We start from the raw sequence: 24,571 nt of genomic DNA on the forward strand, positions 1-24,571 counted from the left end.
TTCACCGAAATGCCGCACCTGGTCGGGCCCTTTCCATTCCAGCAGCCCCCCGCCATAGGCCCCCACGTATAAGGTGCCATCGGGCGTGCGGCTCCCGCGCACGGGGCTCAGCAAATACGGGATTGAACTTGAATTACCGGGCAGTTTCGGCGGATTAAAGTTACTCCATTGCCCAGCATTGTATTCGTAGAATCCTGACTGATAGTAGTTAGGAGTATAACGCTCACTGTAGCCTCCGGTGAATACGTCGACAGTATTCGCATGGGCATCGGCCAGCAAACTAAACGCCAGGCTGCTTGCCGGCCCGTTGGCCACAAACGAGTCGGTAACCCTGCCGGTGCCGGCCTGCACCCTTTGCAGGCCTTTTTCGTAGTTCGCCACGTAGTAACTGCCATCGCGGGCGCGCACTACATCTTGCGCATACCCCGTTATGGCGGGCACCACGGTAGTTACCGCGCCGTTGCGGTCAATGCGGCGCACTCCGGCATTGTCATCAATGGCCAGCACGCCAATGCCACTGGTGCGTAAGCTGCGAAACGACCCCGCGTAGGTATTAGGAACCGATTGCCAGGAATTTGCAACGACTTTATACACGCCCGCGCCGTCGATTGCCGCATACACCTGCCCATCATAAACCGCTAATAGCCGGTATATCGCCGCGCCGGGGTTCAGCGGCACGGGTAGCGAGAGGGTCCAGTTGCGGTAGTCCAGCAGGTTGGTGGTTAGTGCCCCGCGTAGCAGGCCTGCCGAGGTGGCCAGGTACAGATAGGTCCCCGTCGAAGCGGCATCGTACACGCTCACAGTTGTCCCTCCGGGACCAATGCTGCTGTACGTATCCGTTATTTCAAGCTTTACTAAATCAATGACAACCACGCCGAAGGTAGCCGAAACGTATGCTTTGCCATTGCTGATTGATATCCGGTTGATTGGGCTGTTGCCGGCCTGAATCCCGCCCTGCCCCAGTTTGCGCAGCACATCATTGATATTGCGCACGCTACCATCGGGCCGCAGAACGTCAATATTGGCGTTGCGATACCCCAGCACCGTTTGCTTCGTCACCGAATCGTAAGCCAAGGCCGTCACTGCTACGTCATTCAGCCCGTCGCGGCGCGAAAGCACCTGGGTGGTATTCTGGGTCTTATCCAGAAAATAAAAGGCGTTTTCCGTGGCTACATACAGCCGGCCGCCCGCATCGGCCAGCACTAAGGGGTGGTTGGTGGGAAGGTGCAGTTGCCAGTCGCCGTAGCCAACCGGGCCCTGGGCAAAAGCTGTGCTCGCACACAGAAAAAAGCCGGTTAACCCCAGCAAACAACGGAAAAAGTGGGACATACGCTCAGCAAAAGCTCAAAGTAAGGATAGAAAGCAGCAGGGCCGCCGTTGCCAACGCTACACCCCGAAATTTAGTGCGCAGCGGCTGGGCGGGCTTCCGGTGTGGGTTCCTTGGCCTGCATACCCTCCAGAAAACACGGCCGGCAGCGGGCTTCGTACAAGTCGGTTTCGCCCAGCAGCACCTGGCTGGCACTAGCCGCGATGCGATAGGAATACGAAGCAATTTCGCCGCAGCACACGCACACGGCGTGCACCTTGGTCACGTATTCGGCCGTGGCCAGCAGGGCCGGTATGGGGCCAAAGGGCCGCCCCAGGTAGTCCATATCGAGCCCGGCTACAATAACGCGGATACCATTATTAGCCAGCTGCTCGCATACGTCTACCAGCGAGCTGTCGAAAAACTGCCCTTCGTCGATACCCACTACGTCGGACCCAGCCGCGAGCAGTAGAATTTCCGAGGCAATGGCCACGGGCGTCGAGCGAATGCGGGCGGCGTTGTGGCTCACCACATCTTCGGCGTGGTAGCGCGTATCAATCGCAGGCTTAAAAATTTCGACCCGCTGCCGGGCAATGCGGGCACGGGTGAGGCGGCGAATCAGTTCTTCGGTCTTGCCCGAAAACATGGAGCCACACACCACTTCAATCCAGCCCCGGCGGGGGGCATTGTGGCGGTTTCCGACGCGAGGTTCAATAAACAAAATACGGACGGGCTTGGGTGGTTTTGAATCCTAAAGTTAGGGACGAACCACCAAGGGCGACGCCCGCCACATTCACCGCCCCTGCCCCCAAATCAGCAAACGCCCTGACCACCTGCCTTTCCCTGCCGGCGCGGGCCAGCCAATATTTCAGTCAATCGGCCGCCAGGCCTTCGCCGTACCGCACGTGGGGCAATTGCGTTGCCTCGGGCACACAGCCGGTGGCATCGCCCATGGGCAGTTGGGCCTGGCAGGTCAGGCGCTCATTGGGCAGGAGGCGGCCGGCCGCCTGGTAGCGCAGCTCGGCCACCGTGAGCGGGCTCAGGTTTTCCTGGCCCGCCCGCAGCTGGACGCGGCAGGTAGTGCAGCGCCCTTTGGCCCCACAGGCGTGCATCCAGTCGTGGCCCGCAGCCTGCAAAGCCGCCAGCAATGTGGCCCCGGCGGGTACGTTCACGGCCGCGCCGGGCAAGTTTTCAATCGTCAACAGGGCCATTTGTGCCTAACTTGGGCCACCGAAACCCGGCCTTTTTATGAACGACAAATATAGCCTCGCCAAGTGTGCACAGTATGGCCGCCGCCTGGCCGCCCGGCTCTGCGACCAGCATTTTGGTACCCAGCCCACTGCCACCATCGACGGCCCGGCCGTGCTCAAGTTCACGCCCATTCGCCAGCTCAACTTATTGGTTATCCGCCAGCTATTGGGCCAATGGCAGGCCGAAACCGCCCGCCTGCGCAGTACCTATTTTGACTTTGAGGCTGCCCCGGTGCAGGCCGCTCTGGCCCAGTTCATGAATGTGCTTTCGCGGCACATCAGCCTGAACCGCGCCACTTTTGAGCCCCTGTTGGCCCAGGCCGCCGCCGATACCCTTGGCATGGTAGCCGACCCTACGGGCGGCTTCCAGCGGCTGCTTCTCGGCAATACCGAAAAGCCTACCCTGGCTTTGCTGCGCGATAACCTGCGCTACATCGACATCGACAAAGCTTTTTACCAGGGTTTTATCGATAGCCTACCGGTTAGCGACGACCTCAGCCGCGATTTCCTCGCGCATCGGTTCGAGCTTTACCGCACCGCTAACTACAAGGCCCATCAGCCCATCCAGCGGCTCGTCACCGAGCTCAGCACGCTTTTGCCCCTCACCACTGCCGACCTGCTTGAGGATGGCCCGGTATCCGTTGCCGCCACGCCCCCACGGGTCAAGGAGCCGGCCCCGGTTTCGGCTCCTGTAGCTCCCCCCACGTTCGTTGCGGCCCCCAAGGAAGAGCTGCCGGAACCACCCGCGCCAATTGTGCCCAAGCCTGCGCCAATCGCCGGACCGCCAACGCGGCCGCTTCCAACGGTTGATTCCGCCATCGTTCCCCTGCACGAAAAGCTGAAAGCCGGCCAGCAAGCTGCCTCTCCTTTAGCCGAAACGCTCCGCGCCACGTCGGCTCCCGCTACGCTGGCCGAGCGCTCAGGCCCCAAAGTTGATACCCTGCGCGAAGCCATTTCCATTAACCAGCGCTTTAGCTTCATCAACGAGCTGTTCAATGGTGAAAACATGGATTACCACGCCGCTATTCAGCACCTCGATTCCCTGCCCGCCATCGACCAGGCCCGTGCCTACGTCAATACCGACCTTTCGCAGCGCTACGATTGGAGCCGCAAGGAAGAGCATGTCAACAAGCTCCTGAAGCTCATTGAGCGCAAATTCGCCTAGCAACACGCAAGTATTTTTCTACATTGAGTCGTTTTCTTCTGCAAGAAGGCTAACCGTACCCCGGTTAGCCTTCTTTCTTTTGCATTAACGGCTGTGGCCCTCGGAGCCCCACCAATGCCAACGCCAGCAGCAGTGGCCACACCGGCACCAAAAACCGAGCTGCCCCCAAGGGGCCAGTCAGGGCCGCCACGTACAGCAACAGCCCCACTGCCACCCAGCGTCCGTAGCGCATCGCATCACTACCGTGTTGCAGCCGATGAAAACCGCGCACGGCAAACCCCAATCGGGCTACGTTCGCCAGCAATATTATCCCCAATAGTGCCAGTTGCCCCCAAGGCAGGCTTGTAGCAGCCTGCCACAGCCGGCCCTGCCGCGCCTGATTCAGCAAGCCGCCTCCGGCAGGCGGTGGCCAGCCCAGCAGCTGACTCAAATCGAAACGGCCAGGGTCCAGGAATAACGCAACCATCCCTTGCACATGTTGCCGCGCATATAAGTCGAGATGCGCCGTCAGCATTGCCCCCGCCTGGGCCTGAATAAAATGCTGCCGCGTCGCAAAATCCGGTGCCGCATTAGCCTGCTCTATTACCTGCGTCACCCATTTTTCTTCTACTTCCGGTCCGGCAATCTGCCGCACCACCCCCGCTGCATTGTACTGCAGCAAATTAATTTCCGCAATACTCGAAAAATGAAAATAACCTGTCCGCTGCTGGTTCCACTGCATGTACAGCCCCACCACCAACACAGGGACCAGGCCAATGACCACCACTACCAAACGGCGGTAGCGCCAGCCCACCCCTACCGCCAGCACCGTAACCACAAATGCCAACGGATAAAAAACTGGTTTTAGCAGCAAAGCCGCCACCGCCGCCACCACCCCAGCCGCAAAATACCGCAGTCGGCAAGAACGAGTAAACGCAAAAGCTGAAATAGCGATACCGAGCACTGCCGTTTGCAGCAGCATTTCACTCATCACAGAACTCGCATAGATAAGCTGAGCCGGAAAAGTTAACACCGCCCCTACTGCCAGCGCCCAATCCAAAGAGCCAGGGTTTGCCCATCGCCCCCACCACCTCAATACCACCCCCAAGCTCAGCAGACTAAGCATATTCTGAAGCACCAGCAGCATTGCCGGGTGCCCGGTAGCGCTTCCCAAGCCTAGTATAACCAGCGGATAACCAACTGGCCGAATCGTGAACTCCTGCACCGCCTGCCCACTGGGTACTATCGCAGGCCAGGGCCGAGCATAAAGCTCCCCATACCGCCACAGGTTCTCAGCCGCCTGAATGTAGCGCCCCGTATCCGCAAAAGACCAATTCCCTTGGCGAAGCACCCAGCCCAACGTCAATACGTGTGCGCCCACCAGCACCGCCCACACCCAACCCGGCACCTGTGCTTTCCCCATCAGCGTACCAAATCCTGCTTTCGGTAAGCATCAAGCGCCAGTAGGCTAAACAGTAAAATGGTAAACGACCATAATGAAGACCCGCCGTAGCTGAAGAAAGGCAGTGGAATACCTACCACCGGAGCCAAGCCTATTGTCATGCCCATATTCACAGTGATGTGGAAAAACAAAATACTCGCCACACAATAGCCATACGTTCGTCCAAAAACAGACTTTTGCCGCTCCGCCACATAAATAATGCGCCACAGCAGCGTTAGGTAAAGCCCAATCACCACTAAGCTGCCCATCCAGCCAAATTCCTCCCCTACCGTACAAAAAATAAAATCAGTACTCTGCTCAGGTACGAAATCGAATTTAGTCTGCGTCCCTTGCAGAAAACCCTTCCCCAACAATCCCCCCGACCCAATGGCAATTTTACTTTGAGTTACATTCCATCCCTTACCCAACGGGTCCGAAGAAGGATTTATTAATATCTCAATCCGCTGCCGCTGGTGGGGCTGTAATACGTGGTTATAGAAGAAATCTACACCCACAACCATTCCAATCACCGCCACCCATACCCCAATTGCCAACGGCATATGGTGCCGCAACACTCGCCGGTTAATCCCCAGCACAGCCAGCAAAATCACCGTAAAAGCAGCCACAAGCCACATCTTCGGCACTATTAAAGCCAATATCAACACAACGCCGGCCACTACCAACAACAGCAATATCAGCGGAGACATCCCCTCCCGGAAGTAAGCCAGCAGCAACGCCCCAAAAACCAGCGCCTGCCCCGATTCATTCGACGCTACAATCAGCAACGGCGGCAACAGCGTAATCCCAGCCAGTATCAACTGGTCACGCCAATCCTGATATCTCAGGTTAATACTCGCCATAAAGCGTGAAGCAGCCAACGCAGTCGTAAACTTTGCAAACTCAGCTGGTTGCAATCTTACCGGTCCCAATTCCAACCAGGAACGGGACCCAGCAATCGGCCGAGCCACCACCATTGTTATCAGCAGCAGCACAATCATGCCCGCATACAACGCATACGCCAGAGTATCATATGCCTTGTAGTCAACTACCAGCAGTACAACAATCAATACAACCCCAGTCGCAATCCATAATAGTTGTTTGAACCAGTTAAACGCCATCAGCTTATCAAAGCTCATATTGCTTAAAGGATTTGCTGGCGCGTCCGGCGAGTAGCTCGATGCATAAATACAAACCCAACCGATTCCAACCAGTATCACATAAAGCAATACCGTTACCCAATCAATACTTCTGCTATAGCGTGCGGGAGAGACTTGCAAAAATAATATAAATAAAGATAAGTTGACAAAAATACGCCAGTATAAACTCTTTCTGCATCATCGCAGACAGCAAAAATCCTCTTGGTTGCTGGTGAAAGCATCCAAGAGGATTTCCTGTTGTAAGGTTGGCGGCGACCGACTCTCCCACCGGTGAAGGCAGTACCATAGGCGCACCGGGGCTTAACGACTCTGTTCGGAATGGGAAGAGGTGAACACCCGGGCTAAAGCCACCATTGCTGGCGGGGAGTGTGCGTGTTCTATTGCCCTGCTTGCGCAGGAACACACTCCTCAATAACTCGACATAAGGGGACAAAAACGAAACGTATTGTGCGCGCTCGACGCCATCCTCGCGGATGAAAAGAAGCCCTCGGCCACTTAGTACGGCTCAGCTATTCTATTTCTAGTTTTTCACCTGCCGCCTATCAACGTCGTCATCTCCGACGGGCCTTCCATTGGGAAATCTCATCTCCAGGTGAGTTTCGCACTTAGATGCTTTCAGCGCTTATCTCGTCCCAGCGTAGCTACCCGGCGCTGCACCTGGCGGTACAACCGGCGCACCAGCGGCTGGTCCATCCCGGTCCTCTCGTACTAAGGACAGGTCCTGTCAAATTTCCAACGCCCACCACAGATAGGGACCGAACTGTCTCACGACGTTCTGAACCCAGCTCGCGTGCCACTTTAATCGGCGAACAGCCGAACCCTTGGGACCTTCTCCAGCCCCAGGACGTGACGAGCCGACATCGAGGTGCCAAACCTCCCCGTCGATATGAGCTCTTGGGGGAGATCAGCCTGTTATCCCCGGCGTACCTTTTATCCTTTGAGCGATGGCCCTTCCATGCGGAACCACCGGATCACTATATCCGTCTTTCGACCCTGCTCGGCTAGTCGGCCTCACAGTCAAGCCCACTTATGCTATTGCGCTCTGCGTACGGTTACCAAGCGTACTGAGTGGACCTTTGAAAGCCTCCGATACTCTTTTGGAGGCGACCACCCCAGTCAAACTACCCAGCAGCCACTGTCTCCCGGTATTCCGGGATTAGGCATCAGGCACGGCAAGGGCGGTATTTCAACGTTGGCTCCCCGAGAACTAGCGTCCCCGGCTCAGCGCCTCCCGCCTATGCTACACATGCCGAACCCAACACCAATGGCAACCTATAGTAAAGGTGCACGGGGTCTTTCCGTCCCGTGGCGGGTACTCGGCATCTTCACCGAGACTACAATTTCACCGAGCTCACGGCTGAGACAGCGCCCAGATCGTTACACCATTCGTGCAGGTCGGAACTTACCCGACAAGGAATTTCGCTACCTTAGGACCGTTATAGTTACGGCCGCCGTTTACCGGGGCTTCGATTCAAACCTTCGCCTTGCGACTAAGTTCCCCTCTTAACCTTCCGGCACCGGGCAGGTGTCAGACCTTATACGTCCGCTTGCGCGTTAGCAAAGTCATGTGTTTTTGTTAAACAGTCGCCTGGGCCTTTTCACTGCGGCTTCTCGTCTTGCAACGAGGAAGCGACCCTTCTCCCGAAGTTACAGGTCCATTTTGCCGAGTTCCTTGGCCGTGATTCACTCGAGCGCCTCAGGATACTCTCCTTGACTACCTGTGTCGGTTTGCGGTACGGGTAATAATAGCATTAAAACGCTTAGCAGGTTTTCTTGGCAGTCCGATTAGGCACACTATCCGCGTGACCCGAAGGTCGTACGGTACTATCAGCTTTCGGCTAGGTCGCGTACTTAACTACGGTCCCAATACCTACGGCCTTCAACGGGCACTTCCGTCCGCCCGCGGTGCTTTCACTTCTGCGTCACTGCATCACTTGCTACCATTAGTACAGGAATATTAACCTGCTGTCCATCGAGTGCACCTTTCGGCTTCCCCTTAGGTCCCGACTAACCCAATTCCGATTAGCGTTGAATTGGAAACCTTAGTCTATCGGCGTGCGGGTTTCTCACCCGCATTATCGTTACTCATGCCTACATATGCTTTTCTCCACGCTCCAACATGCCTGACGACACGCCTTCACCGCAAGGAGAATGCTCCCCTACCACGTGATGGTCTTGCACATCACATCCAAAGCTTCGGTACTAGATTTGATGCCCGCGTATTATCGACGCCCGCTCGCTCGACCAGTGAGCTGTTACGCACTCTTTAAAGGAATGGCTGCTTCCAAGCCAACCTCCTGGCTGTCAAAGCAAGTGGACCTCCTTTGTTCAACTTAATCTAGATTTAGGGACCTTAGCTGTTGGTCTGGGTTCTTTCCCTCTCGGCCGGGGACCTTAGCACCCAGGCCTCACTGCCGTGTATAGCCATTGGCATTCGGAGTTCATCAGGATTCGGTAGGCTCTGACACCCCTAGTCCTATTGGTAGCTCTACCTCCAATGACCTCAACCACGACGCTGTACCTCAATACATTTCGGGGAGTACGAGCTATTTCTCAGTTTGATTGGCCTTTCACCCCTACCCTCAAGTCATCCAAATCCTTTTCAACGGAAACTGGTTCGGTCCTCCAGTGCGTGTTACCGCACCTTCAACCTGCTCAAGGGTAGCTCACAAAGTTTCGCGTCTACCCCCCCCGACTGCACGCCCTATTCAGACTCGCTTTCGCTGCGGCTCCGCGCCTTAAAGCGCTTAACCTTGCCGGGGAGGAGTAACTCGTAGGCTCATTATGCAAAAGGCACGCTATCAGGACACTAAATCCCTCTAACTGCTTGTAAGCACACGGTTTCAGGTTCTTTTCACTCCGGTATTCCCGGTTCTTTTCACCTTTCCCTCACGGTACTAGTTCACTATCGGTGTCTCAGGAGTATGTAGCCTTAGCGGATGGTGCCGCTCGATTCAGACGGGGTTTCTCCGGCCCCGCCCTACTCAGGATCCCACTACCGTGAATCAGAATTGTCGCTTACCGGACTCTCACCGTCTATGGTGCCGTTTCCCAACGGCTTCAGCTAACTCGATTCAATCAGATGTCGTGGTCCTACAACCCCGGATTGGCCGTAACCAACCCGGTTTGGGCTCCTCCCCGTTCGCTCGCCACTACTTGGGGAATCATTGTTATTTTCTTTTCCTGCAGGTACTTAGATGTTTCAGTTCCCTGCGTTTGCCGCCGCCAGTCAAGCTGGTCAGCTCTCACATCTTCCATGTGAGGGGTTGCCCCATTCGGAAATCTGAGGATTATCGGGTATGTGCCCTACCCCCAGCTTATCGCAGCTTATCGCGTCCTTCGTCGCCTCTGAGACCCTAGGCATCCCCCGTGTGCTCTTTCTTACTTCTTTTTCGTAAACGCTGCTTCTATTACTAGAAGATGCTTTCTCTATTGCTAGAGCAAGCGCGCTACGCTTCGTTTTTGTTACCCCTTACGTCAAAGAACGTGTACTACTCTAGTATTTAGTAGTGTCGAAGTTGCTTTCCTATTGAAAACAACCAGTATTGCTAATAACTTGGTTAAGCCGTTAGAGTGGGCCTGCCTGGACTCGAACCAGGGACCTCTACATTATCAGTGTAGCGCTCTAACCACCTGAGCTACAAGCCCAAAACCAGTATTAATATTATTTGAATGAAGGAAAAGACAATCAGTAAGTTGTAATTACTGTAACACACTTTATTGAACTCACGAGTCGAACTGCTCCAGAAAGGAGGTGATCCAGCCGCACCTTCCGGTACGGCTACCTTGTTACGACTTAGCCCTAGTTACCTGTTCTACCCTAACTGGCTTCGTTGCGGAGCACCAGCTTCAGGTCTACCAAACTTCCATGGCTTGACGGGCGGTGTGTACAAGGCCCGGGAACGTATTCACCGCGTCATTGCTGATACGCGATTACTAGTGATTCCAGCTTCACGGAGTCGAGTTGCAGACTCCGATCCGAACTGAGAACGGCTTTTCGGGATTGGCGCACCATCGCTGGTTGGCAACCCGCTGTACCGTCCATTGTAGCACGTGTGTAGCCCTAGGCGTAAGGGCCATGATGACCTGACGTCGTCCCCGCCTTCCTCACTGCTTGCGCAGGCAGTCTGTCTAGAGTCCCCATCATTACATGCTGGCAACTAAACATAGGGGTTGCGCTCGTTGCGGGACTTAACCCAACACCTCACGGCACGAGCTGACGACGGCCATGCAGCACCTTGCTTTGTGTCCCGAAGGAAAGGCTCATCTCTGAGCCGGTCACGCGCATTCTAGCCTAGGTAAGGTTCCTCGCGTATCATCGAATTAAACCACATGCTCCACCACTTGTGCGGGCCCCCGTCAATTCTTTTGAGTTTCACTCTTGCGAGCGTACTCCCCAGGTGGGATACTTAACGCTTTCGCTAAGCCAGTGACCATCTATCGCCACCAGCGAGTATCCATCGTTTACGGCGTGGACTACCAGGGTATCTAATCCTGTTCGCTCCCCACGCTTTCGTGCCTCAGCGTCAGTTACAGTCTAGGCAGCTGCCTTCGCAATCGGTGTTCTGGATACTATCTATGCATTTCACCGCTACAGTATCCATTCCGCCACCCTCGTCTGTACTCAAGTCCTCCAGTTTCCAGGGCAGTTCCACTGTTGAGCAGTGGGCTTTCACCCCGGACTTAAAGAACCGCCTACGCACCCTTTAAACCCAATAAATCCGGACAACGCTTGCACCCTCCGTATTACCGCGGCTGCTGGCACGGAGTTAGCCGGTGCTTATTCATCAGGTACCGTCAGTAGAGGACGCATCCCCTTTTTTCTTCCCTGATAAAAGCAGTTTACGACTCAGAAAGCCTTCATCCTGCACGCGGCATGGCTGGGTCAGACTCTCGTCCATTGCCCAATATTCCCTACTGCTGCCTCCCGTAGGAGTCGGGCCCGTATCTCAGTGCCCGTGTGGGGGACCAGCCTCTCAGCTCCCCTAGCCATCGTCGCCTTGGTGAGCCGTTACCTCGCCAACTAGCTAATGGCACGCAACCCCATCTGAATCCAATAAATCTTTAACTGTTACTTGATGCCAAGCTGCAGTTTTATGCGGTATTAATCCGCCTTTCGGCGGGCTATCCCCCAGATTCAGGTAGGTTGGTTACGCGTTACGCACCCGTGCGCCACTATCTCTATTGCTAAAGACCGTTCGACTTGCATGTATTAGGCCTGCCGCTAGCGTTCATCCTGAGCCAAGATCAAACTCTCCATTGTAAAATGTTCTACACCAGTTCGAAAACTGGCTGATGTCGAGTGCTAATCCGACTCGTATTAACGAGTTCATGTATTCGTGTTACGCTTGTAATTGCTGCTCCCTGCATCGCTGCAAAAAGCCCTTACTATTTGTCTTTTCCAAACATTCAAAGAACGTGTATCAGCCCAGTTGGCGTGATAGTGTGGCGGTGTGAACTGCCTGTTTTTCTCTCTCTCAATTCCCTTTCCTGCGATTGGGAGTGCAAAGGTAAGAAGAAGTTTTTAACTGACAAGCAAAAGATGAAAAGTTTTTATTTTTCGTTCGTTTCGCTTTTCAAGTCTTTCCGGCCTCCTGTCGAAGCGGGGTGCAAAGGTAAGGGGCTTTTTTCGACTTTCACAAGGGCTTTCGAAATTAATTTTTCTAGGCTTTGCTGGGCTGACATGGATGAGCAATACAGGTATTGCGGCCATGAAGCTCCTCACTGGTCAAATTTCTGTTGGAGCAGTTGCTTTGGCAGAACCCGTAGTCCGTTAGACGATTTGGGACTGCAAAAGTAGGGTGATTTTCTGAGTATCCAAGGCGTAGAGGAAAGATTTAGGCTTACTGGGGTACTGATGGAGCAACTGGGAACAATGGACTTTTAGGAATCAGTGACTTAGCGAACGGGGAATTTTTGATAAAATTTAGCGAATTGGCTCGGGGGCGAAGAATTCGGTGAGGTTGGGACGGTATTGGCGGGGGCGTTGGGCTTCGTATTGCTGGATTTGGCGGCCTAATTGGGCGAGGAAGGGCTGGCCGATGCTTTCGTATTCGTAGGTGCCGTCGTTGATGATGCCGTTTTGGTTGACGTATAGGACGGCGCTGAGGAGGAATTCAGACTGGTGGAGGTAGTCGGCGAAGTAGGCAATATCGGCGAGGTAGCCGTGGGACATGCCTACGATGTTATAGATGCGGAGGGCAGATTGGTGGGGAAGGTCGGGGTTGCGGCCGTAGTAGAGGTACTTTTTGTAGGCATCGAAGTAGCGGGCGGGGGTGTAGGTGCGGAAGCCGGACTCGTGGGGGGTGGCGTGGAGGTAGCGGCAGAGGAAGGCGTAATCAGTTGGGGTGAGGCGGAGGCGTTGGGTGGCGGGGACGGATTCGGGGAAGAGGATGCTTTGGAGGAGAGTGGTGATATCGGGGAGCGGGAGGTTATTGGCGGTGGTGAAATCGTAGGGGGTGGGGATGACGCGGCCGCCGGCCTGGTGGGCGCGGCCTTTGAGGACGCGGCCGAGGGGGCTGGTGTAGGTGATGGGATTGTATTGGGCGAGTTGCTGATAGAGGGTATCACCCTGGGGGGTGTGGAAGCTGATGGGGTTGGTGTGGCGATTGGCGGCAGTATCGCAGGGGGCGAAGCGGCGCGTGATGCGGACGGTGGGGTAGCCGAGTTGGGTGAGGCGCTCGTTGAGGGAGCGCTGGCCGAGGAATTCGTAGAGGCGGTTGTAGGCGACGTTGTCGCTGACGAGGAGCATGCGCTTGATGTAGTTGCCGACGGTGGCGGTGCGGTCGGAGTCGGCGGGGGCGGCGAAGGGGACGGGGGTTTGGCAGCGGAAGGCGGTGCCGGTGGTCATGATGGTGCGGCGGGTGACGCGGGGGTTGTGGAGGTCGTTGAGCTTTTCGAGGGAGAGGGCGACGACGGGTAGTTTGACCAGGCTGGCGGGGTTGAAGTACTGGCGGGGGTTGAGGTGGTAGGTGTGGGGGGTGAAGGTGGGGCGGTTCTGGGCGTCGCGGTTGATTTGGGTGTAGATGATTTGGAGCTCGTATTGGGGGTTGGTAGCTATTCTTGTTAATAAAGGTTTTGTGTGGATTAGGGAGTCTAGGAGGGGGGAGTCTCCTGGCGTTAACCTCACCCCCTGCCCCCTACCGGGCACGGCCCCTCTCCCGCGGAGAGGGGGCACCGGTTCGTGAGGGCGATTTACCTCAGCCCCCGGCCTCCGAAGACATACTTTGTGTGCATTTCCCTGCGGAGAGGGGGAGCCTGACGAAACTAGGTTATGAGTAGTTGTAGCTTGAGTAGCTAGGGTTGTGACGGCTGTTGCTGCGCACAGGCTAGCGACTCCTATTATATAGGTGTAGATTTTAAGAGGCAGGATTTCCATAGCGTTGCAAATAAAAAGGGCCGTGATGTTGCCACCACGGCCCTGTGGGGCTGATTTTATACGGGGGTTAGTCGGCCAGGGGGACTAGGCGTTTGGCGAGGAGGAGGTTGGAGTCGGTTTGACGCCAGTTGTAGCCCGTGCCGAAGGACAGCGCCTTGGGTTTGTGGAGCGTATCGGTGTAGGCGGCCGTGAGCTCGGGCTGGTAGTGCTTGGCGAACAAATTGATAGGACGTTTGTAGGCACCGTAGTAATTGAACTGCCAGGCCCCTTTCTGGAAGTACTTCATAGCGATACCAGAATCGTCTTGCAGAATGTAGCGGCTACGACGGAGGACGAGTGCCCGCACTTCGCTGAAATAGACCTTGTGCATGAGGTAGGTAGCGGACTTCACGTAGGTGGTGAGGGGACCGAGGCTGCGCACGAAAGCAAGCGGGGTAGGCTTGACATTGAGGCCGTGGTTACTGAGGTCGGTGGAAAAGTAATAGACCGTTTTAGGCTGACCATCGGGACTAAGGAGCTTGATTTCAACCCCAAGAACCGATTTGGGGTGAGCGGCCTGGGTGGTATCAGTGGGAGCATCCTGCAACTGCCCGGTAGCATTGAGCTGCACGGGCCGAATGGCGGTAATTTGGTTGCCGGTGCGGGTAGCGAAAAGCATGAGTAGTGGCAAGGCTCCGTCGAGCTCCACCGACTTGAGGTCGACGGCCATGTCGTTGGTGCGAAAGAAACTGAAATTGAGTACCGACCAGAGCGAGGCTTTGACGGCGGGGAACAGCTTGGGATTTTCGAGGGAGGCGCGGGCAGGAACGCTGCCAACGGGTTCGAGGCCCATCAGGACGTAGGTTTGGCTGGTGGGGAACATCGTGAAGACGTTCAGAAAATCGGGACCGCTGAAGGGGTAGAAGATGGTGGGGCTGTTGGCGTGCACGGAATCGAGTTCGGTGGCGGCCCATTTAGTCATGCGCGTGGTATGGGTGGCGCGGTATTTATCCCAACTCTTGTCCTGGTCCTGAGCAAAGGCCTGCCAGGCGGGCTGCTGGACAAGTTGGGCGAGGGCGCTGTGCTGGCTGGGCTGCTGGCCGCCGAGGAAGAGCGCAACATCCTGCTCATAGGCAGTATCGGGAGCGGTGAGGCGATTGGGACGCGAGGTAGCGCTGGCAGAAGATGCCGGAGCGGATACTGCCTTCGTAGAATCGATGGCTTCAGCAGTAGAAGCCATCGATTCCTCGGCAGCCGTGGTGGCCGTTTCGGTTGTGGTATTTGACTCGGAACAGGCAGTTAATAGAAGCAGAGCGGCCGGCAGAAATCGGAGCGCAACGGTGCGGAAGTACATTATATAGGAGCGAATGGAAAACGATGGACTTCGATGAATGAAGTCCGGAATGAAGACGCAAGTTACGGTGCCCCTTTAGCCAACGGGGCGGGACGACGATTTGCCAGGTACATAGTGAGGAAGTACACCAGTGCGCCCACGGCCAAAGTAGCCAGGCCATAAAGCGACTCTACTGGTTTATCGCGCAGAATAAAGGCAAGGGTCCAGCCACTGAGACCCAGAAAAATGAGCGGCGTAACAGGATACCCCCAGGCACGATAAGGACGCGGCAGATTAGGCTGCTGCCAACGAAGAATAAAAAGGCCCAACACCGTGAGAAAGGTGAATAGATTCAGCACAAAGCCGGCGTAAACCAACACGCCCTGAAAACTGGGCTTCAGAATAAAGGCCAGCGTGAGGGCCATTTGCAGCAATAATGCCCGTACCGGAATGCCGGCGCGGCTTTTGAGGGCCAGAAAGTGCAGCGCCGGAATGTCCTCCCCCATCGTCTGGACGATGCGGGGCCCGGCAAAAATCATCGAGCTGATGGTGGAAACGAGCAGAGCTGCAATTACGCCCCCCATTAGCCGCCCCCCGGCTGCCCCAAAAAGTGAGGTTGCGGCCACAAATCCTACCTCTACCTGCCCCTTTAACCCAACCAATGGAGTGGAGCGGAGAAACACGTAATTGAGCCCTATATATAATAGGAGTACGACGGCGGTGCCAACCAACAGAATGCGAGAGAGATTACGCCGGGGATTTTCTATTTCGCCAGTGAGGTACACGGCGGCATTCCAGCCCGAGTAAGCATAGCTCACATACACCAACGATACGGCGAACGCAGGGCTTACCAAGGCTTGCCAACCAGCGGCATCGGGGGCGAAACTCAAGGGCTGCCCCTCCCCCATTAGCATACCCGCGCCAATAAAAAGCACTAATACGGCTACTTTGAGGGCCGTGATGGCAACTTGCAACCGGCTACCGGCGCGAGTGCTGCTGCCGTGCACAAAGGTGAGTACCAAAACCACCGCTACCGAAAGCCAAGTAGGCTGGAGGCCCGGCCACACGCGCCGGGCATATTCGCCCAGCGCCAGGGCGGCCAGCGCCGTGGGGGCCGCAAAGCCCACCGTGGCCGATACCCAGCCCGACAAAAAACCCAGCGCGGGATGATAAATCTGGCTGAGGTAATGGTATTCGCCCCCCGAACGGGGCATGGCGGCGGCTAGCTCGCCGTAGCACACCGCACCGCAGATGGCAATGAGGCCGCCCACGAGCCACAGCATCAGCAGCGCAAAGCCACTCTGGATACCGATTACCTGGAAACCAAGGCTGGTAAATACGCCCGTGCCCACCATGTTGGCAATGACAATAGCCGTGCCGGTGAGGAAAGTAATTTTATAGGGGAGATTGGGGGGAGTAGTTGCCTTCACAAACGCAAAGATGCGAAGGGTTGCTGCGGCTACTCCGCTGTGCTGGCTGCTTTAGGCTTTTTGTAAAGCGGCACGGTGCTGCATGGCTCGCCGTACATGACGCTGCTGGTGACGGGCAGTAGCTTTTGCATAATGGCCACGTAGGCAAACGTGGGTACGGGCACATTGCCGCAACCCTTCACTACTACTTTGCCGTCGCGGTATTCTTCGATATCAATCGCGGCGATGGCTTCTTCAAAGAGCGACTGCTCCAAGGCGTCGAGGTTGCCGAAGACGTAGCGGTGGGCGTGGTTCTGGAGCTTGGTGGCGAGCAGCATGTAGGCCCAGGTGGGCACAATGGCATCGGCCGAGCAGATGATGGCGACATTTTTGCCGTCGTAGGGCGTCCAGTCGTTGGTTTTCACGAACTCGCGGAAATCCTTTTCGCGCAGCATGAGGCCGTGGAAGAGGTTGTCTTTGATGTCGTACACCACCCGCTCGCCGGGGTGGATGAGCTCTTCCAGGTTGAGGGTGACGAGGCCGGAGTTGGCGACGCGGTTGACGAAGAGGGGTTCGGTTTCCATAAGAAATTAGCAGGAGAATAAGTTAAAACAGTGCTTCGCAGGCAACAGTTACTGTAGCAGTGACAACAAGGCAGCAACCATGAAAACTAAGCTTTGCGCGCATTGCCAGCAGGAGGCTACCACGCTATACCGAATTCAAACAATAGCCGGGGGCAAAAGCTGGGTTTTTGTTTGCGAGAGCTGTTGCGTTAAAGCAAAATCCCGACCGGGCTACCGCTATGGCGGCACTTGGCAAGGCTATCGGCACTAGTCCGAAAGCTCACAATGGCTGTTTTTTCGGCGTGGTGGTATACACTTCTTTCAGATAAAACGGCTCGTAGTACGCCACATCCTGAAATTCCTGCCGGTGGAATGCAGCTACGCCCAGTTGCCCCACCGAAATAGCCGAAGGCTCAATCCCCGCCAGGAAACCAGCCTGCGCCGACTCCCCCAGCACCACCTGAAACTTCGCCGCGCCATTGCCAAATAACAACACGGAATTATTGGCCAATTGTTCGGCCAGCGTATCGGCGTCGAGGATGAGAGGCGTGGGAGCCAGCACCTCCTGCCCGTCGCAGGCATAGATGGCGGCGTAAACTTCCTGCCGCCGGGCATCCAGCATGGGGCAAAAAAGGAAGTTTTCGGGCCGGGCAGTGCCGGCCGCCACCTGCGCCGCCAGCGCTTTGAGCGTGCTCACGGCCACCAGCGGAATATCGAGCGCGAAGCACAGGCCCTTAGCGGCGGCGGCCCCGATGCGCAGGCCAGTGTAGGAACCGGGCCCGTCGCTCACGGCCACGGCGGCAAGGTCGGCCAGCTGGTGGCCGGTGTTTGCGAGCAGCTGCTCGATGAGGATGGTGAGGTGGGTGGAGTGCGACTTATCGAGCCGCAGCTCGGACTGGCCGACCAGGGAGCCGTCGGCCACGCGGTGTAGGGCGACTGAGCAGATGGGGGATGAGGTTTCGAGGGAAAGGAGAAGCATTTCGTTTACTCAACACTAAAATTTGGGTTCTGACTGATGTACTCTTCTATCACTTCATCCAGTGAGTAGTCTTTATCATCTTCAGAAAAATCATCGATGTATTCCGCCAACTCTTGCTTGGAAAAAGCTGGACTGACCAAGACTTCATAAATATGCTCTGCCAAAAGCTGCTCGAGGATTGATTTATAATTACCAGTAAGAACAAAATCTACTTTTTCTGGCTCCTCATCACAATTTCAAAACTCATAACGAGTGACGCTCCTAGCTTCTAAAGAAGTGTAGAACCACTCATCTGCATATTGATTATGGCTCCAAGAAGTAGTGTGAGCCCGGAATCTCCAGAGAAACCCTTTCTTGAAATCATCAATTTCAACCAGCTCTTCAGAAAAACCAGGTATTCCCCAAGCTTCCCGATTAGCGTTGAAATTTTGCGCCTCCTGATTGCGAATAAAAGCCGCTCTCGTTTTTGAAGCTTCAGTTTCTACAGCTTCCAATCGCTGCGCAAGCTCCAACCGCAATTCACTGGAGTTACCGACATTTTCCAACTCTACTAGTGAACTAACAACAGATGCCAAAATGCTCGGCTTCTTTACAAGCTCTTCGATTGACATTCCTCTATTACTCATAGGAGACAAAAAAGCAGGCGCCTTTCAGTTCCTGCTTTTCTACTTAACGCAGTTCAAAATCACTTCGTCCCCGCCGACTTGCGGGCGCTGGCGGCTTGGCCCGTGGACTTCAGCAGCGCGGCGTAGCGGTTCGGGTCGTTCAGGACAGCCACGGCGGCGATGATGTTGGGGTCGTCGTCGAAGCCGGCTTCGGTGCGGCCTTTTTCGAAATAGTAGCGCGATACGATTTCCTGCTCCAACAGCTCCTTGATTTCGGGCTTGAATCGTTGCAGGTCATTGGCCTTATTCACGGTCACTTTCTTGCGAATGGCTTCGAGCTCCAGCTTCACGTCATCGTAATGCTTTTCCTCTTTCACCTTCTTACTGAGGTCGGTGAGGGCCTTTTCGGCATTGGTGCTGTAGCTGATGTTCTTGCCCTGCAGGTAGGTTACGAACTTCTGATAGTCCACGTCCGAGAGCTTGAACTGGCGGGCAGGCACGATGGTGGCGTGCTCGACGCGGTAGCGGGTGGCGTAGTCGAAGAGGTAGCTTTTCTGGAGCAGGATGCGGGTGATGTCCGCAATTTCGCGGTCATTCACCTCCACGTCGGGAGCTACGCCGCCGCCGTCGTACACGGTGCGGCCGGCGGTGGTTTTGAAGGCCGTGCGCAGCGAATCGGGGAATTTGCCCAGCGTGCCGTCTTCGCTGCGGTGGGCGTAGTCGATTTCCTGAATGCAGCGGCCGCTTGGGATGTAATATTTGGCGGTGGTCACCTTCAGCTGCGAGTTGTAGCTCAGCGGCCGGGTGGCCTGCACGAGGCCCTTGCCGAAGGTGCGCTCGCCCACCACCACGGCGCGGTCGTAGTCCTGCAACACGCCCGACACGATTTCCGAAGCCGACGCCGAGCGGTTGCTCGTGATAATGGCAATCGGAATCTGGGTATCGAGCGGCACGTCGAGGGCCTTGTAAGTCTTATTCCACTCCGTCACCTTACCCTTGGTGCTCACCACGTCGAGGCCCTTGTCGATGAACAGATTGGAGATGTTGACGGCCTCGTTGAGCAGGCCGCCGGGGTTGTCGCGGATGTCGAACACGATTTTCTTCGCGCCCTGCTCTTTCAGCTTGGTGATGGCAGCGCGTACTTCCTTACCGGCATCTACCGTGAAACCGCCGAGCTGGAAGTAGCCAACATCGCCGGAAATCATACCCGTATAAGGCACGTTATCGACCTGAATTTTATCGCGGGTGATGTTGATTTCAACCGGCTTTTCCTGGCCGTAGCGCGTCACCATCAGCTTCACCACCGAATTGGCCTGGCCCTTGAGGAGCTTGCTGATATCGGAGTTCGACTTTTTATCGACAATCACGCCGTTGATGTCGAGGATTTCATCGCCGGGGAGCAGGCCGGCCTTCTGGGCGGGGTAGCCCTCGTAGGCGCTTTGCACTACGGTTTTGCCGTTGCGCTTCACCACCGAGGCCCCGATGCCGCCGTACTGCCCGGTGGTCATGGTGCGGAAGTCCTCGATGTCGTCCTCCGGAATGTAGTTGGTATAGGGGTCGAGCGAGCGCAACATGGCATCGATGCCGGTTTTCACCAGCCGGCCGGGCGTCACTTCGTCAACGTAGTAGGTATTGACTTCCTTAAATAGCGTAGCGAAAATGTCGAGGTTCTTGGCAATTTCGAAATACCGCTCATTATCAGAAGCAGCTCGAAAAGAGACCAGACCCAACGTGCTTAGGGCTAGCGTAGCGAGTAGTTTTTTACGAATAGTCATAAGTCACAGTAGCAAGTAGGCGAATCTACGCGGCAGGAGGCGAGGCCGATGCTTCGCCCGGTACAGCCAGTAAACGATGAATAGCGGAAATTAATTTTTTTTCCACCAACGTCAGCTGACTTTTTTCCTTGCCCGTGAAGATAATACCCAGAAAAGCCACTGTATGGCCACCGGGTTGCTCGGTAAGCCGATATTTATTGAGCCGGTACGCCTCCCGAATAAGCCGCTTAAGCCGGTTGCGGTCGACGGCCCGCTTAAACGTGCGCTTGCTCACACTGATGAGCACTTGCGGCGGAGCCAAGGTCGGCGCATCCTTTTTTATCCAGACGATGCGCAGGGGATAAACGCCAAAAGAGGAACCCTGCTTGCTAAAAAGCTCTTCGATGAGCTTCTTGCGGCACAGGTGTTCCTCTTTCGGGAAGGTGTAACGCCGGTTGAGGGGCGTAGTCCCGGTAGCCTCATCTCCCGGCCCCTTCTCCTGCGGAAAAGGGAAGCCAGGTGATTGGGATTCTTGCATATTGAAGCGGTTAGCTAAAAACCATTAGCTACTGGCTAACAGCTTACTTGACTAGCGCTTGTGCTTGCCTTCGTCGGATACGGTGAGGCGCTTGCGGCCTTTGGCACGACGACGGGCCAGCACGTTGCGGCCATTGGCGGATTCCATGCGGAGACGGAAGCCGTGCTTGTTAACGCGCTTGCGCTTCGAGGGCTGATAGGTACGTTTCATATCAATGAATCTTAAAAAGACGAGTTTCGAGTTGGGCCGGCAAAGGTACGGGCTTTGTCTGGAAAAGGCAAGGTCCTCAAGCACTTTTATGTCGGCAGGCAGGTAGGCAGTAGTTTTAGGGGCATTTATACCGATTTGGCCATGATTAACTACCGCGTTTCCTATGAGAATCCCCTCACGTTTTACCTACAAATCGAGCTCACGCTGGACGTAGCCGCCGACGCTACTGCCCCGCTGGAACTGCAGCTGCCCGCGTGGCGGCCCGGCCGCTACGAACTGCAGAACTTCGCCCAGAAGATTCAGAAAGTTGAAGTTTTTGACGCCGCAACCGGCCAGCCCCTGCCCTACCGCAAGCTCACGAAGGACCGGTGGGAAGTGCCCAATGCGGCCGGCCGCAGCGTGCGGGTGCGCTACAGCTTCTACGCCCACCAAATGGACGCCGGCGGCTCCTGGCTCGATGAGACGCAGCTGTACCTGAACCCCGTGCAGGCGCTGATGTATGCCGAGGGGCGGCAGCTGGAGGAGTGTGAGCTAACGCTGGCGCTGCCCGAGGGCTGGCAGGTGGCCTGTGGGCTGAAACAGACGGCGCCAAACGTGCTTTCGGCGAAGAATTTTGACCAGCTGGCCGACTCACCGCTGATTGCCAGCCCTACGCTGGTGCATCAGGAATACGAGGCGGGCGGGCTGCCTTTTCACGTCTGGGTGCAGGGCGAGGCGGAGCTGAACTGGCCGCGCATTCTGGCCGATTTCAAGGCGTTTTCGGAGGAGCAGCTGACTATGTTCGGAGGTTTTCCGGTGGCAGATTACCACTTTATGAACCAGTTTCTGCCCTACAAGCACTACCACGGCGTGGAGCACCACAACTCCACGGTGATTACGCTGGGGCCGGCCGAGCTGATTATGAGCGAAGGGCTGTACAAAGAATTACTGGGCGTGAGCTGCCACGAGCTGTTCCATACCTGGAACATCAAGAGCATCCGGCCGGCTGAGATGCAGCCCTACGACTACAGCCGCGAGAACTACTTCCGCACCTGTTTCATTGCCGAGGGCATTACAACCTACTACGGCGAGTACCTACTGGCGCGTAGCCACGTTCGCACCCCGGCGCAGTATTTTGAGGAGCTGAACATCGTACTGCGCAAGCACTACGACGATGCGGGCGGCGACAACCTTTCGCTGGCCGATGCCAGCATGGACCTCTGGCTGGACGGCTACAAACCCGGCGTGCCCGACCGTAAGGTGTCGGTGTACCACAAGGGCGCGCTGGTGGCCATGCTGCTGGACCTCACCATCCGGCAGCTTTCCAACCACGCCCATAGCCTCGATGACGTGATGCGGCGGCTGTACGAGGAGTTCGGCAAAACCGGCATTGGCTACACCGAGGATGACTATGCGCGCATTGTGAACGAAGTGGCCGGACGCGACATGCACGCCTATTTCGACAAGTTTATCTACGGCACCGCGCCGCTGCTGGAGCCGCTGGACCGGGTGCTGCACACGGTGGGCTGCCAGCTGCTGATGGGCGAAAACGCGTCGGCTTCAGAGGGCACGTTTGGTTTCCGCACGGTGGTGAAAAACGAGCGGACGGAAGTAATGGCCATCTGGCCTGACTCGCCCGCCGCCGTCTCCCTTACCGTAGACGACGAAATAGTGGCCGTGAATGGCCGCCGCGTCGATATGAACCTGCAAAGCCTGCTCAGCACCGGCGCGCCGACCTACGAGATGAGCGTGTTTCGCCAAAATCGGCTGCTGACGGTGACATTAGCCGCCACGCCGGGCGTCAGCTTCGGGCAGCGCTATGCAATTGATAAGCTGGAAACGGCCGACACGGCGCAGCAGCGCGGGTTTGAGCAATGGCTGGGGTGGGCGTTCTAATTGGATAACATCCCCCATAAGGAATCAAAGATTCGCGTCCTTACCACAAACAAAAAATGCCCCGCCGGATTCGTCCGGCGGGGCATTTTTTGCTAAAGCAGCGCTAGCTACTAATGGTCTTTGCTATTGTCGGCACCCTTTTTCATCGGGCCTTTGTTCACCGACATCGGCTTGTTGTTCTGGGGGTTGCTGCGGATATTGTGCACGCCCTCGCCGGCCGTGAGGCCATCGGTGGTATTGCCTTGGTGCGATACCTGGTTGTCGTTCGGGTTCTGAACCTGCGTGCTCTTACGGCCGGTTCGGGCCATGGGATCTACGGAGGTTTTTTTATTCTCGAGGTTAGCTTCTTCTTGGTGCAAGCTCATAGCGGGTGAGTTTTAGGATGAAATATAAAGGAAGGTAGTATACTTGATATACCTGATTTTCACCTAAAAGGTTGCTCCTCACGCCAGTGCCTGCGGAGTGCTACGCTACATTGGCTACGGCTATGGCGGGCACCACCTTCACCAGCTCGGCAAACTGGGCTTCGCGGGCTTCCAGTTCCTCGGAGGTGAGGTTGAGCAGGCGCTCGGTGCCGAACTTCTCGACGCAGAACGAGGCCAGGGCCGAGCCGTGAATGACGGCGCGCTTCATGTTTTCAAAGCTGATGTCGTCCGTCGCGGCGAGGTGGCCGATGAAGCCGCCCGCGAAGGTGTCGCCGGCACCGGTTGGGTCGAATACGTCTTCCAGCGGCAGGGCGGGCGCGTAAAACACCTTGTTCTTGTGGAAGAGAAGGGCACCGTGCTCGCCTTTTTTGATGATGAGGAATTTCGGCCCCATGCCCATGATTTTTTTGGCGGCCTTCACCAGCGAGTACTCGCCGGACAGCTGGCGGGCTTCCTCGTCGTTGATGCTCAGCACGTCCACCATTTCGATGGTAGCGATGAGCTCGTCGAAGGCAATGTCCATCCAGAAGTTCATCGTGTCCATCACAATCAGCTTGGGGCGGTTCACGAGGCGCTGAATGACGAGGCGCTGCACCTGCGGGGCCAGGTTGCCCAGCATCAGGTACTTGCAATCCTGGTAGGCGTCGGGGATGATGGGGTCGAAATCGGCCAGTACGTTGAGCTCGGTTACAAGGGTTTCGCGCGAGTTCAGGTCCTTGGAGTAGATGCCCGACCAGAAGAAGGACTTCTCGCCCTGCTTCACTTGCAGGCCTTCCACGTCCACACCGTGCTCTTCGAGCAGCAGGATGTCGGACTGCGGAAAGTCGTCGCCCACCACGGCCACCAGTTTCACCGGCTTCAGCGAGTATGACGCCGAAAGGCTGATGTAGGTGGCGGCACCGCCGATGATTTTATCGGTTTTGCCGAAGGGCGTTTCCAGGGCGTCGAACGCGACGCTGCCGATGACGAGCAGGCTCATGCAGGTAAATTATGGTGAATAAAGAATCGAAATTAAAGCCGTATTAAAACGGATTCAGTGCAAGCAACAAAAAAGTCCCCGGATAATTCCGGGGACTTTTTCTGGTGGGTAAATAATGGGGCTCGAACCCACGACCTTCGGAATCACAATCCGACGCTCTAACCAGCTGAGCTATATCTACCATGTTTGTTTTGGTGGTGCAAAGATAGAAAAAGAAGTGGGAAAAGGCAAAATAAATTCGGGTTG

The 24,571-nt window shown here is 56.0% G+C and carries 19 protein-coding genes, 2 tRNA genes and 3 rRNA genes; 2 read left to right on the forward strand and 22 right to left on the reverse strand.

Annotation, left to right across the window (positions count from 1 at the left end; translation table 11 throughout):
- The 3 genes from KQ661_RS00005 to KQ661_RS00015 all read right to left on the reverse strand — a co-directional run.
- Window positions 1-1,329 (reverse strand): PorZ beta-propeller-like domain-containing protein (locus KQ661_RS00005; RefSeq protein ID WP_216685325.1); only part of this gene is annotated, 1,329 nt, incomplete at its 3' end.
- A gap of 71 nt (window positions 1,330-1,400) precedes the next feature.
- Entirely contained in the window at window positions 1,401-2,027 is a 627-nt protein-coding gene (locus tag KQ661_RS00010) for a thymidine kinase (protein WP_216685326.1), read from the reverse strand.
- 151 nt (window positions 2,028-2,178) lie between these two features.
- Entirely contained in the window at window positions 2,179-2,517 is a 339-nt protein-coding gene (locus KQ661_RS00015; RefSeq protein WP_216685327.1) for a 2Fe-2S iron-sulfur cluster-binding protein, read from the reverse strand.
- Window positions 2,518-2,554: 37 nt separating this feature from the next.
- Between KQ661_RS00015 and KQ661_RS00020 the strand changes: the two genes are divergently transcribed.
- The gene (locus KQ661_RS00020) at window positions 2,555-3,721 is read left to right on the forward strand and encodes a hypothetical protein (protein ID WP_216685328.1); all 1,167 of its coding nucleotides are present in this window, start codon (window positions 2,555-2,557) and stop codon (window positions 3,719-3,721) included.
- 64 nt (window positions 3,722-3,785) lie between these two features.
- Here KQ661_RS00020 and KQ661_RS00025 read toward each other — a convergent pair whose 3' ends face one another.
- The 16 genes from KQ661_RS00025 to rpmH all read right to left on the reverse strand — a co-directional run bounded on the left by KQ661_RS00025 (window position 3,786) and on the right by rpmH (window position 21,046).
- On the reverse strand, window positions 3,786-4,760 hold the full coding sequence (locus tag KQ661_RS00025; RefSeq protein WP_216685329.1) for a hypothetical protein: 975 nt from the start codon (window positions 4,758-4,760) through the stop codon (window positions 3,786-3,788).
- Between the two features lie 362 nt (window positions 4,761-5,122).
- Window positions 5,123-6,418: a rod shape-determining protein RodA gene (gene rodA, locus KQ661_RS00030; protein ID WP_216685330.1), complete on the reverse strand. Its 1,296-nt coding sequence runs from the start codon at window positions 6,416-6,418 to the stop codon at window positions 5,123-5,125.
- 123 nt (window positions 6,419-6,541) lie between these two features.
- Window positions 6,542-6,653 (reverse strand): 5S ribosomal RNA (gene rrf, locus KQ661_RS00035).
- Window positions 6,654-6,773: 120 nt separating this feature from the next.
- Window positions 6,774-9,689, reverse strand: a 23S ribosomal RNA gene (locus tag KQ661_RS00040).
- A 183-nt stretch (window positions 9,690-9,872) separates the two neighbouring features.
- Window positions 9,873-9,946 (reverse strand) — tRNA-Ile (locus KQ661_RS00045).
- A 99-nt stretch (window positions 9,947-10,045) separates the two neighbouring features.
- Window positions 10,046-11,561 (reverse strand): 16S ribosomal RNA (locus tag KQ661_RS00050).
- Together the 16S, 23S and 5S rRNA genes with 1 tRNA gene alongside form the textbook arrangement of a ribosomal RNA operon.
- Before the next feature lie 663 nt (window positions 11,562-12,224).
- Window positions 12,225-13,475: a serine hydrolase gene (locus KQ661_RS00055; RefSeq protein ID WP_216685331.1), complete on the reverse strand. Its 1,251-nt coding sequence runs from the start codon at window positions 13,473-13,475 to the stop codon at window positions 12,225-12,227.
- Between the two features lie 268 nt (window positions 13,476-13,743).
- Window positions 13,744-14,895, reverse strand: a complete 1,152-nt coding sequence (locus KQ661_RS00060; RefSeq protein WP_216685332.1) for a hypothetical protein — start codon at window positions 14,893-14,895, stop codon at window positions 13,744-13,746.
- Window positions 14,896-15,071: 176 nt separating this feature from the next.
- Window positions 15,072-16,418 carry an APC family permease gene (locus KQ661_RS00065; RefSeq protein ID WP_317196041.1) on the reverse strand — a complete coding sequence of 449 codons (1,347 nt, stop codon included), beginning with the start codon at window positions 16,416-16,418 and terminating at the stop codon, window positions 15,072-15,074.
- 29 nt (window positions 16,419-16,447) lie between these two features.
- Window positions 16,448-16,981: a DUF2480 family protein gene (locus KQ661_RS00070; protein WP_216678788.1), complete on the reverse strand. Its 534-nt coding sequence runs from the start codon at window positions 16,979-16,981 to the stop codon at window positions 16,448-16,450.
- A gap of 259 nt (window positions 16,982-17,240) precedes the next feature.
- Window positions 17,241-17,939, reverse strand: coding sequence for a tRNA (adenosine(37)-N6)-threonylcarbamoyltransferase complex dimerization subunit type 1 TsaB (tsaB, locus tag KQ661_RS00075; RefSeq protein WP_216678789.1), 699 nt, complete (start codon window positions 17,937-17,939; stop codon window positions 17,241-17,243).
- A gap of 5 nt (window positions 17,940-17,944) precedes the next feature.
- Window positions 17,945-18,103: a hypothetical protein gene (locus tag KQ661_RS00080; RefSeq protein ID WP_216685333.1), complete on the reverse strand. Its 159-nt coding sequence runs from the start codon at window positions 18,101-18,103 to the stop codon at window positions 17,945-17,947.
- A 72-nt stretch (window positions 18,104-18,175) separates the two neighbouring features.
- Window positions 18,176-18,550, reverse strand: a complete 375-nt coding sequence (locus KQ661_RS00085) for a hypothetical protein (protein WP_216685334.1) — start codon at window positions 18,548-18,550, stop codon at window positions 18,176-18,178.
- A gap of 74 nt (window positions 18,551-18,624) precedes the next feature.
- The gene (locus tag KQ661_RS00090; RefSeq protein ID WP_216678793.1) at window positions 18,625-20,319 is read right to left on the reverse strand and encodes a S41 family peptidase; all 1,695 of its coding nucleotides are present in this window, start codon (window positions 20,317-20,319) and stop codon (window positions 18,625-18,627) included.
- A 25-nt stretch (window positions 20,320-20,344) separates the two neighbouring features.
- On the reverse strand, window positions 20,345-20,836 hold the full coding sequence (gene rnpA, locus KQ661_RS00095; RefSeq protein ID WP_216678794.1) for a ribonuclease P protein component: 492 nt from the start codon (window positions 20,834-20,836) through the stop codon (window positions 20,345-20,347).
- Window positions 20,837-20,887: 51 nt separating this feature from the next.
- On the reverse strand, window positions 20,888-21,046 hold the full coding sequence (gene rpmH / locus KQ661_RS00100; RefSeq protein WP_035563087.1) for a 50S ribosomal protein L34: 159 nt from the start codon (window positions 21,044-21,046) through the stop codon (window positions 20,888-20,890).
- Between the two features lie 141 nt (window positions 21,047-21,187).
- On the opposite strand from rpmH, the gene KQ661_RS00105 reads away from it, so the two are divergent.
- Complete coding sequence (locus KQ661_RS00105) at window positions 21,188-22,921, forward strand: M61 family metallopeptidase (protein WP_216678795.1); 1,734 nt, start codon at window positions 21,188-21,190, stop codon at window positions 22,919-22,921.
- Window positions 22,922-23,031: 110 nt separating this feature from the next.
- Here KQ661_RS00105 and KQ661_RS00110 read toward each other — a convergent pair whose 3' ends face one another.
- From KQ661_RS00110 to KQ661_RS00120, 3 genes are all read right to left on the reverse strand, one after another.
- Window positions 23,032-23,229 carry a hypothetical protein gene (locus tag KQ661_RS00110; protein ID WP_216685335.1) on the reverse strand — a complete coding sequence of 66 codons (198 nt, stop codon included), beginning with the start codon at window positions 23,227-23,229 and terminating at the stop codon, window positions 23,032-23,034.
- Window positions 23,230-23,386: 157 nt separating this feature from the next.
- Window positions 23,387-24,325 (reverse strand): PfkB family carbohydrate kinase, encoded by a 939-nt coding sequence (locus KQ661_RS00115; RefSeq protein WP_216678797.1) that lies wholly within the window; start codon window positions 24,323-24,325, stop codon window positions 23,387-23,389.
- 106 nt (window positions 24,326-24,431) lie between these two features.
- Window positions 24,432-24,507, reverse strand: a tRNA-His gene (locus KQ661_RS00120).
- Window positions 24,508-24,571 lie beyond the last annotated feature (64 nt).

Source organism: Hymenobacter siberiensis (assembly GCF_018967845.1).
Taxonomy (GTDB): Bacteria; Bacteroidota; Bacteroidia; order Cytophagales; family Hymenobacteraceae; genus Hymenobacter; species Hymenobacter siberiensis.

Bases quoted from the DNA above. Each gene is read 5' to 3' on its own strand.
- KQ661_RS00015 (WP_216685327.1), bottom strand. From the start codon at position 2,517: ATGGCCCTGTTGACGATTGAAAACTTGCCCGGCGCGGCCGTGAACGTA.
- KQ661_RS00020 (WP_216685328.1), top strand. From the start codon at position 2,555: ATGAACGACAAATATAGCCTCGCCAAGTGTGCACAGTATGGCCGCCGC.
- KQ661_RS00060 (WP_216685332.1), bottom strand. From the start codon at position 14,895: ATGGCTTCTACTGCTGAAGCCATCGATTCTACGAAGGCAGTATCCGCT.
- KQ661_RS00070 (WP_216678788.1), bottom strand. From the start codon at position 16,981: ATGGAAACCGAACCCCTCTTCGTCAACCGCGTCGCCAACTCCGGCCTC.
- tsaB (WP_216678789.1), bottom strand. From the start codon at position 17,939: ATGCTTCTCCTTTCCCTCGAAACCTCATCCCCCATCTGCTCAGTCGCC.
- KQ661_RS00085 (WP_216685334.1), bottom strand. From the start codon at position 18,550: ATGTCAATCGAAGAGCTTGTAAAGAAGCCGAGCATTTTGGCATCTGTT.
- KQ661_RS00090 (WP_216678793.1), bottom strand. From the start codon at position 20,319: ATGACTATTCGTAAAAAACTACTCGCTACGCTAGCCCTAAGCACGTTG.
- rnpA (WP_216678794.1), bottom strand. From the start codon at position 20,836: ATGCAAGAATCCCAATCACCTGGCTTCCCTTTTCCGCAGGAGAAGGGG.
- rpmH (WP_035563087.1), bottom strand. From the start codon at position 21,046: ATGAAACGTACCTATCAGCCCTCGAAGCGCAAGCGCGTTAACAAGCAC.
- KQ661_RS00105 (WP_216678795.1), top strand. From the start codon at position 21,188: ATGATTAACTACCGCGTTTCCTATGAGAATCCCCTCACGTTTTACCTA.
- KQ661_RS00110 (WP_216685335.1), bottom strand. From the start codon at position 23,229: ATGGCCCGAACCGGCCGTAAGAGCACGCAGGTTCAGAACCCGAACGAC.
- KQ661_RS00115 (WP_216678797.1), bottom strand. From the start codon at position 24,325: ATGAGCCTGCTCGTCATCGGCAGCGTCGCGTTCGACGCCCTGGAAACG.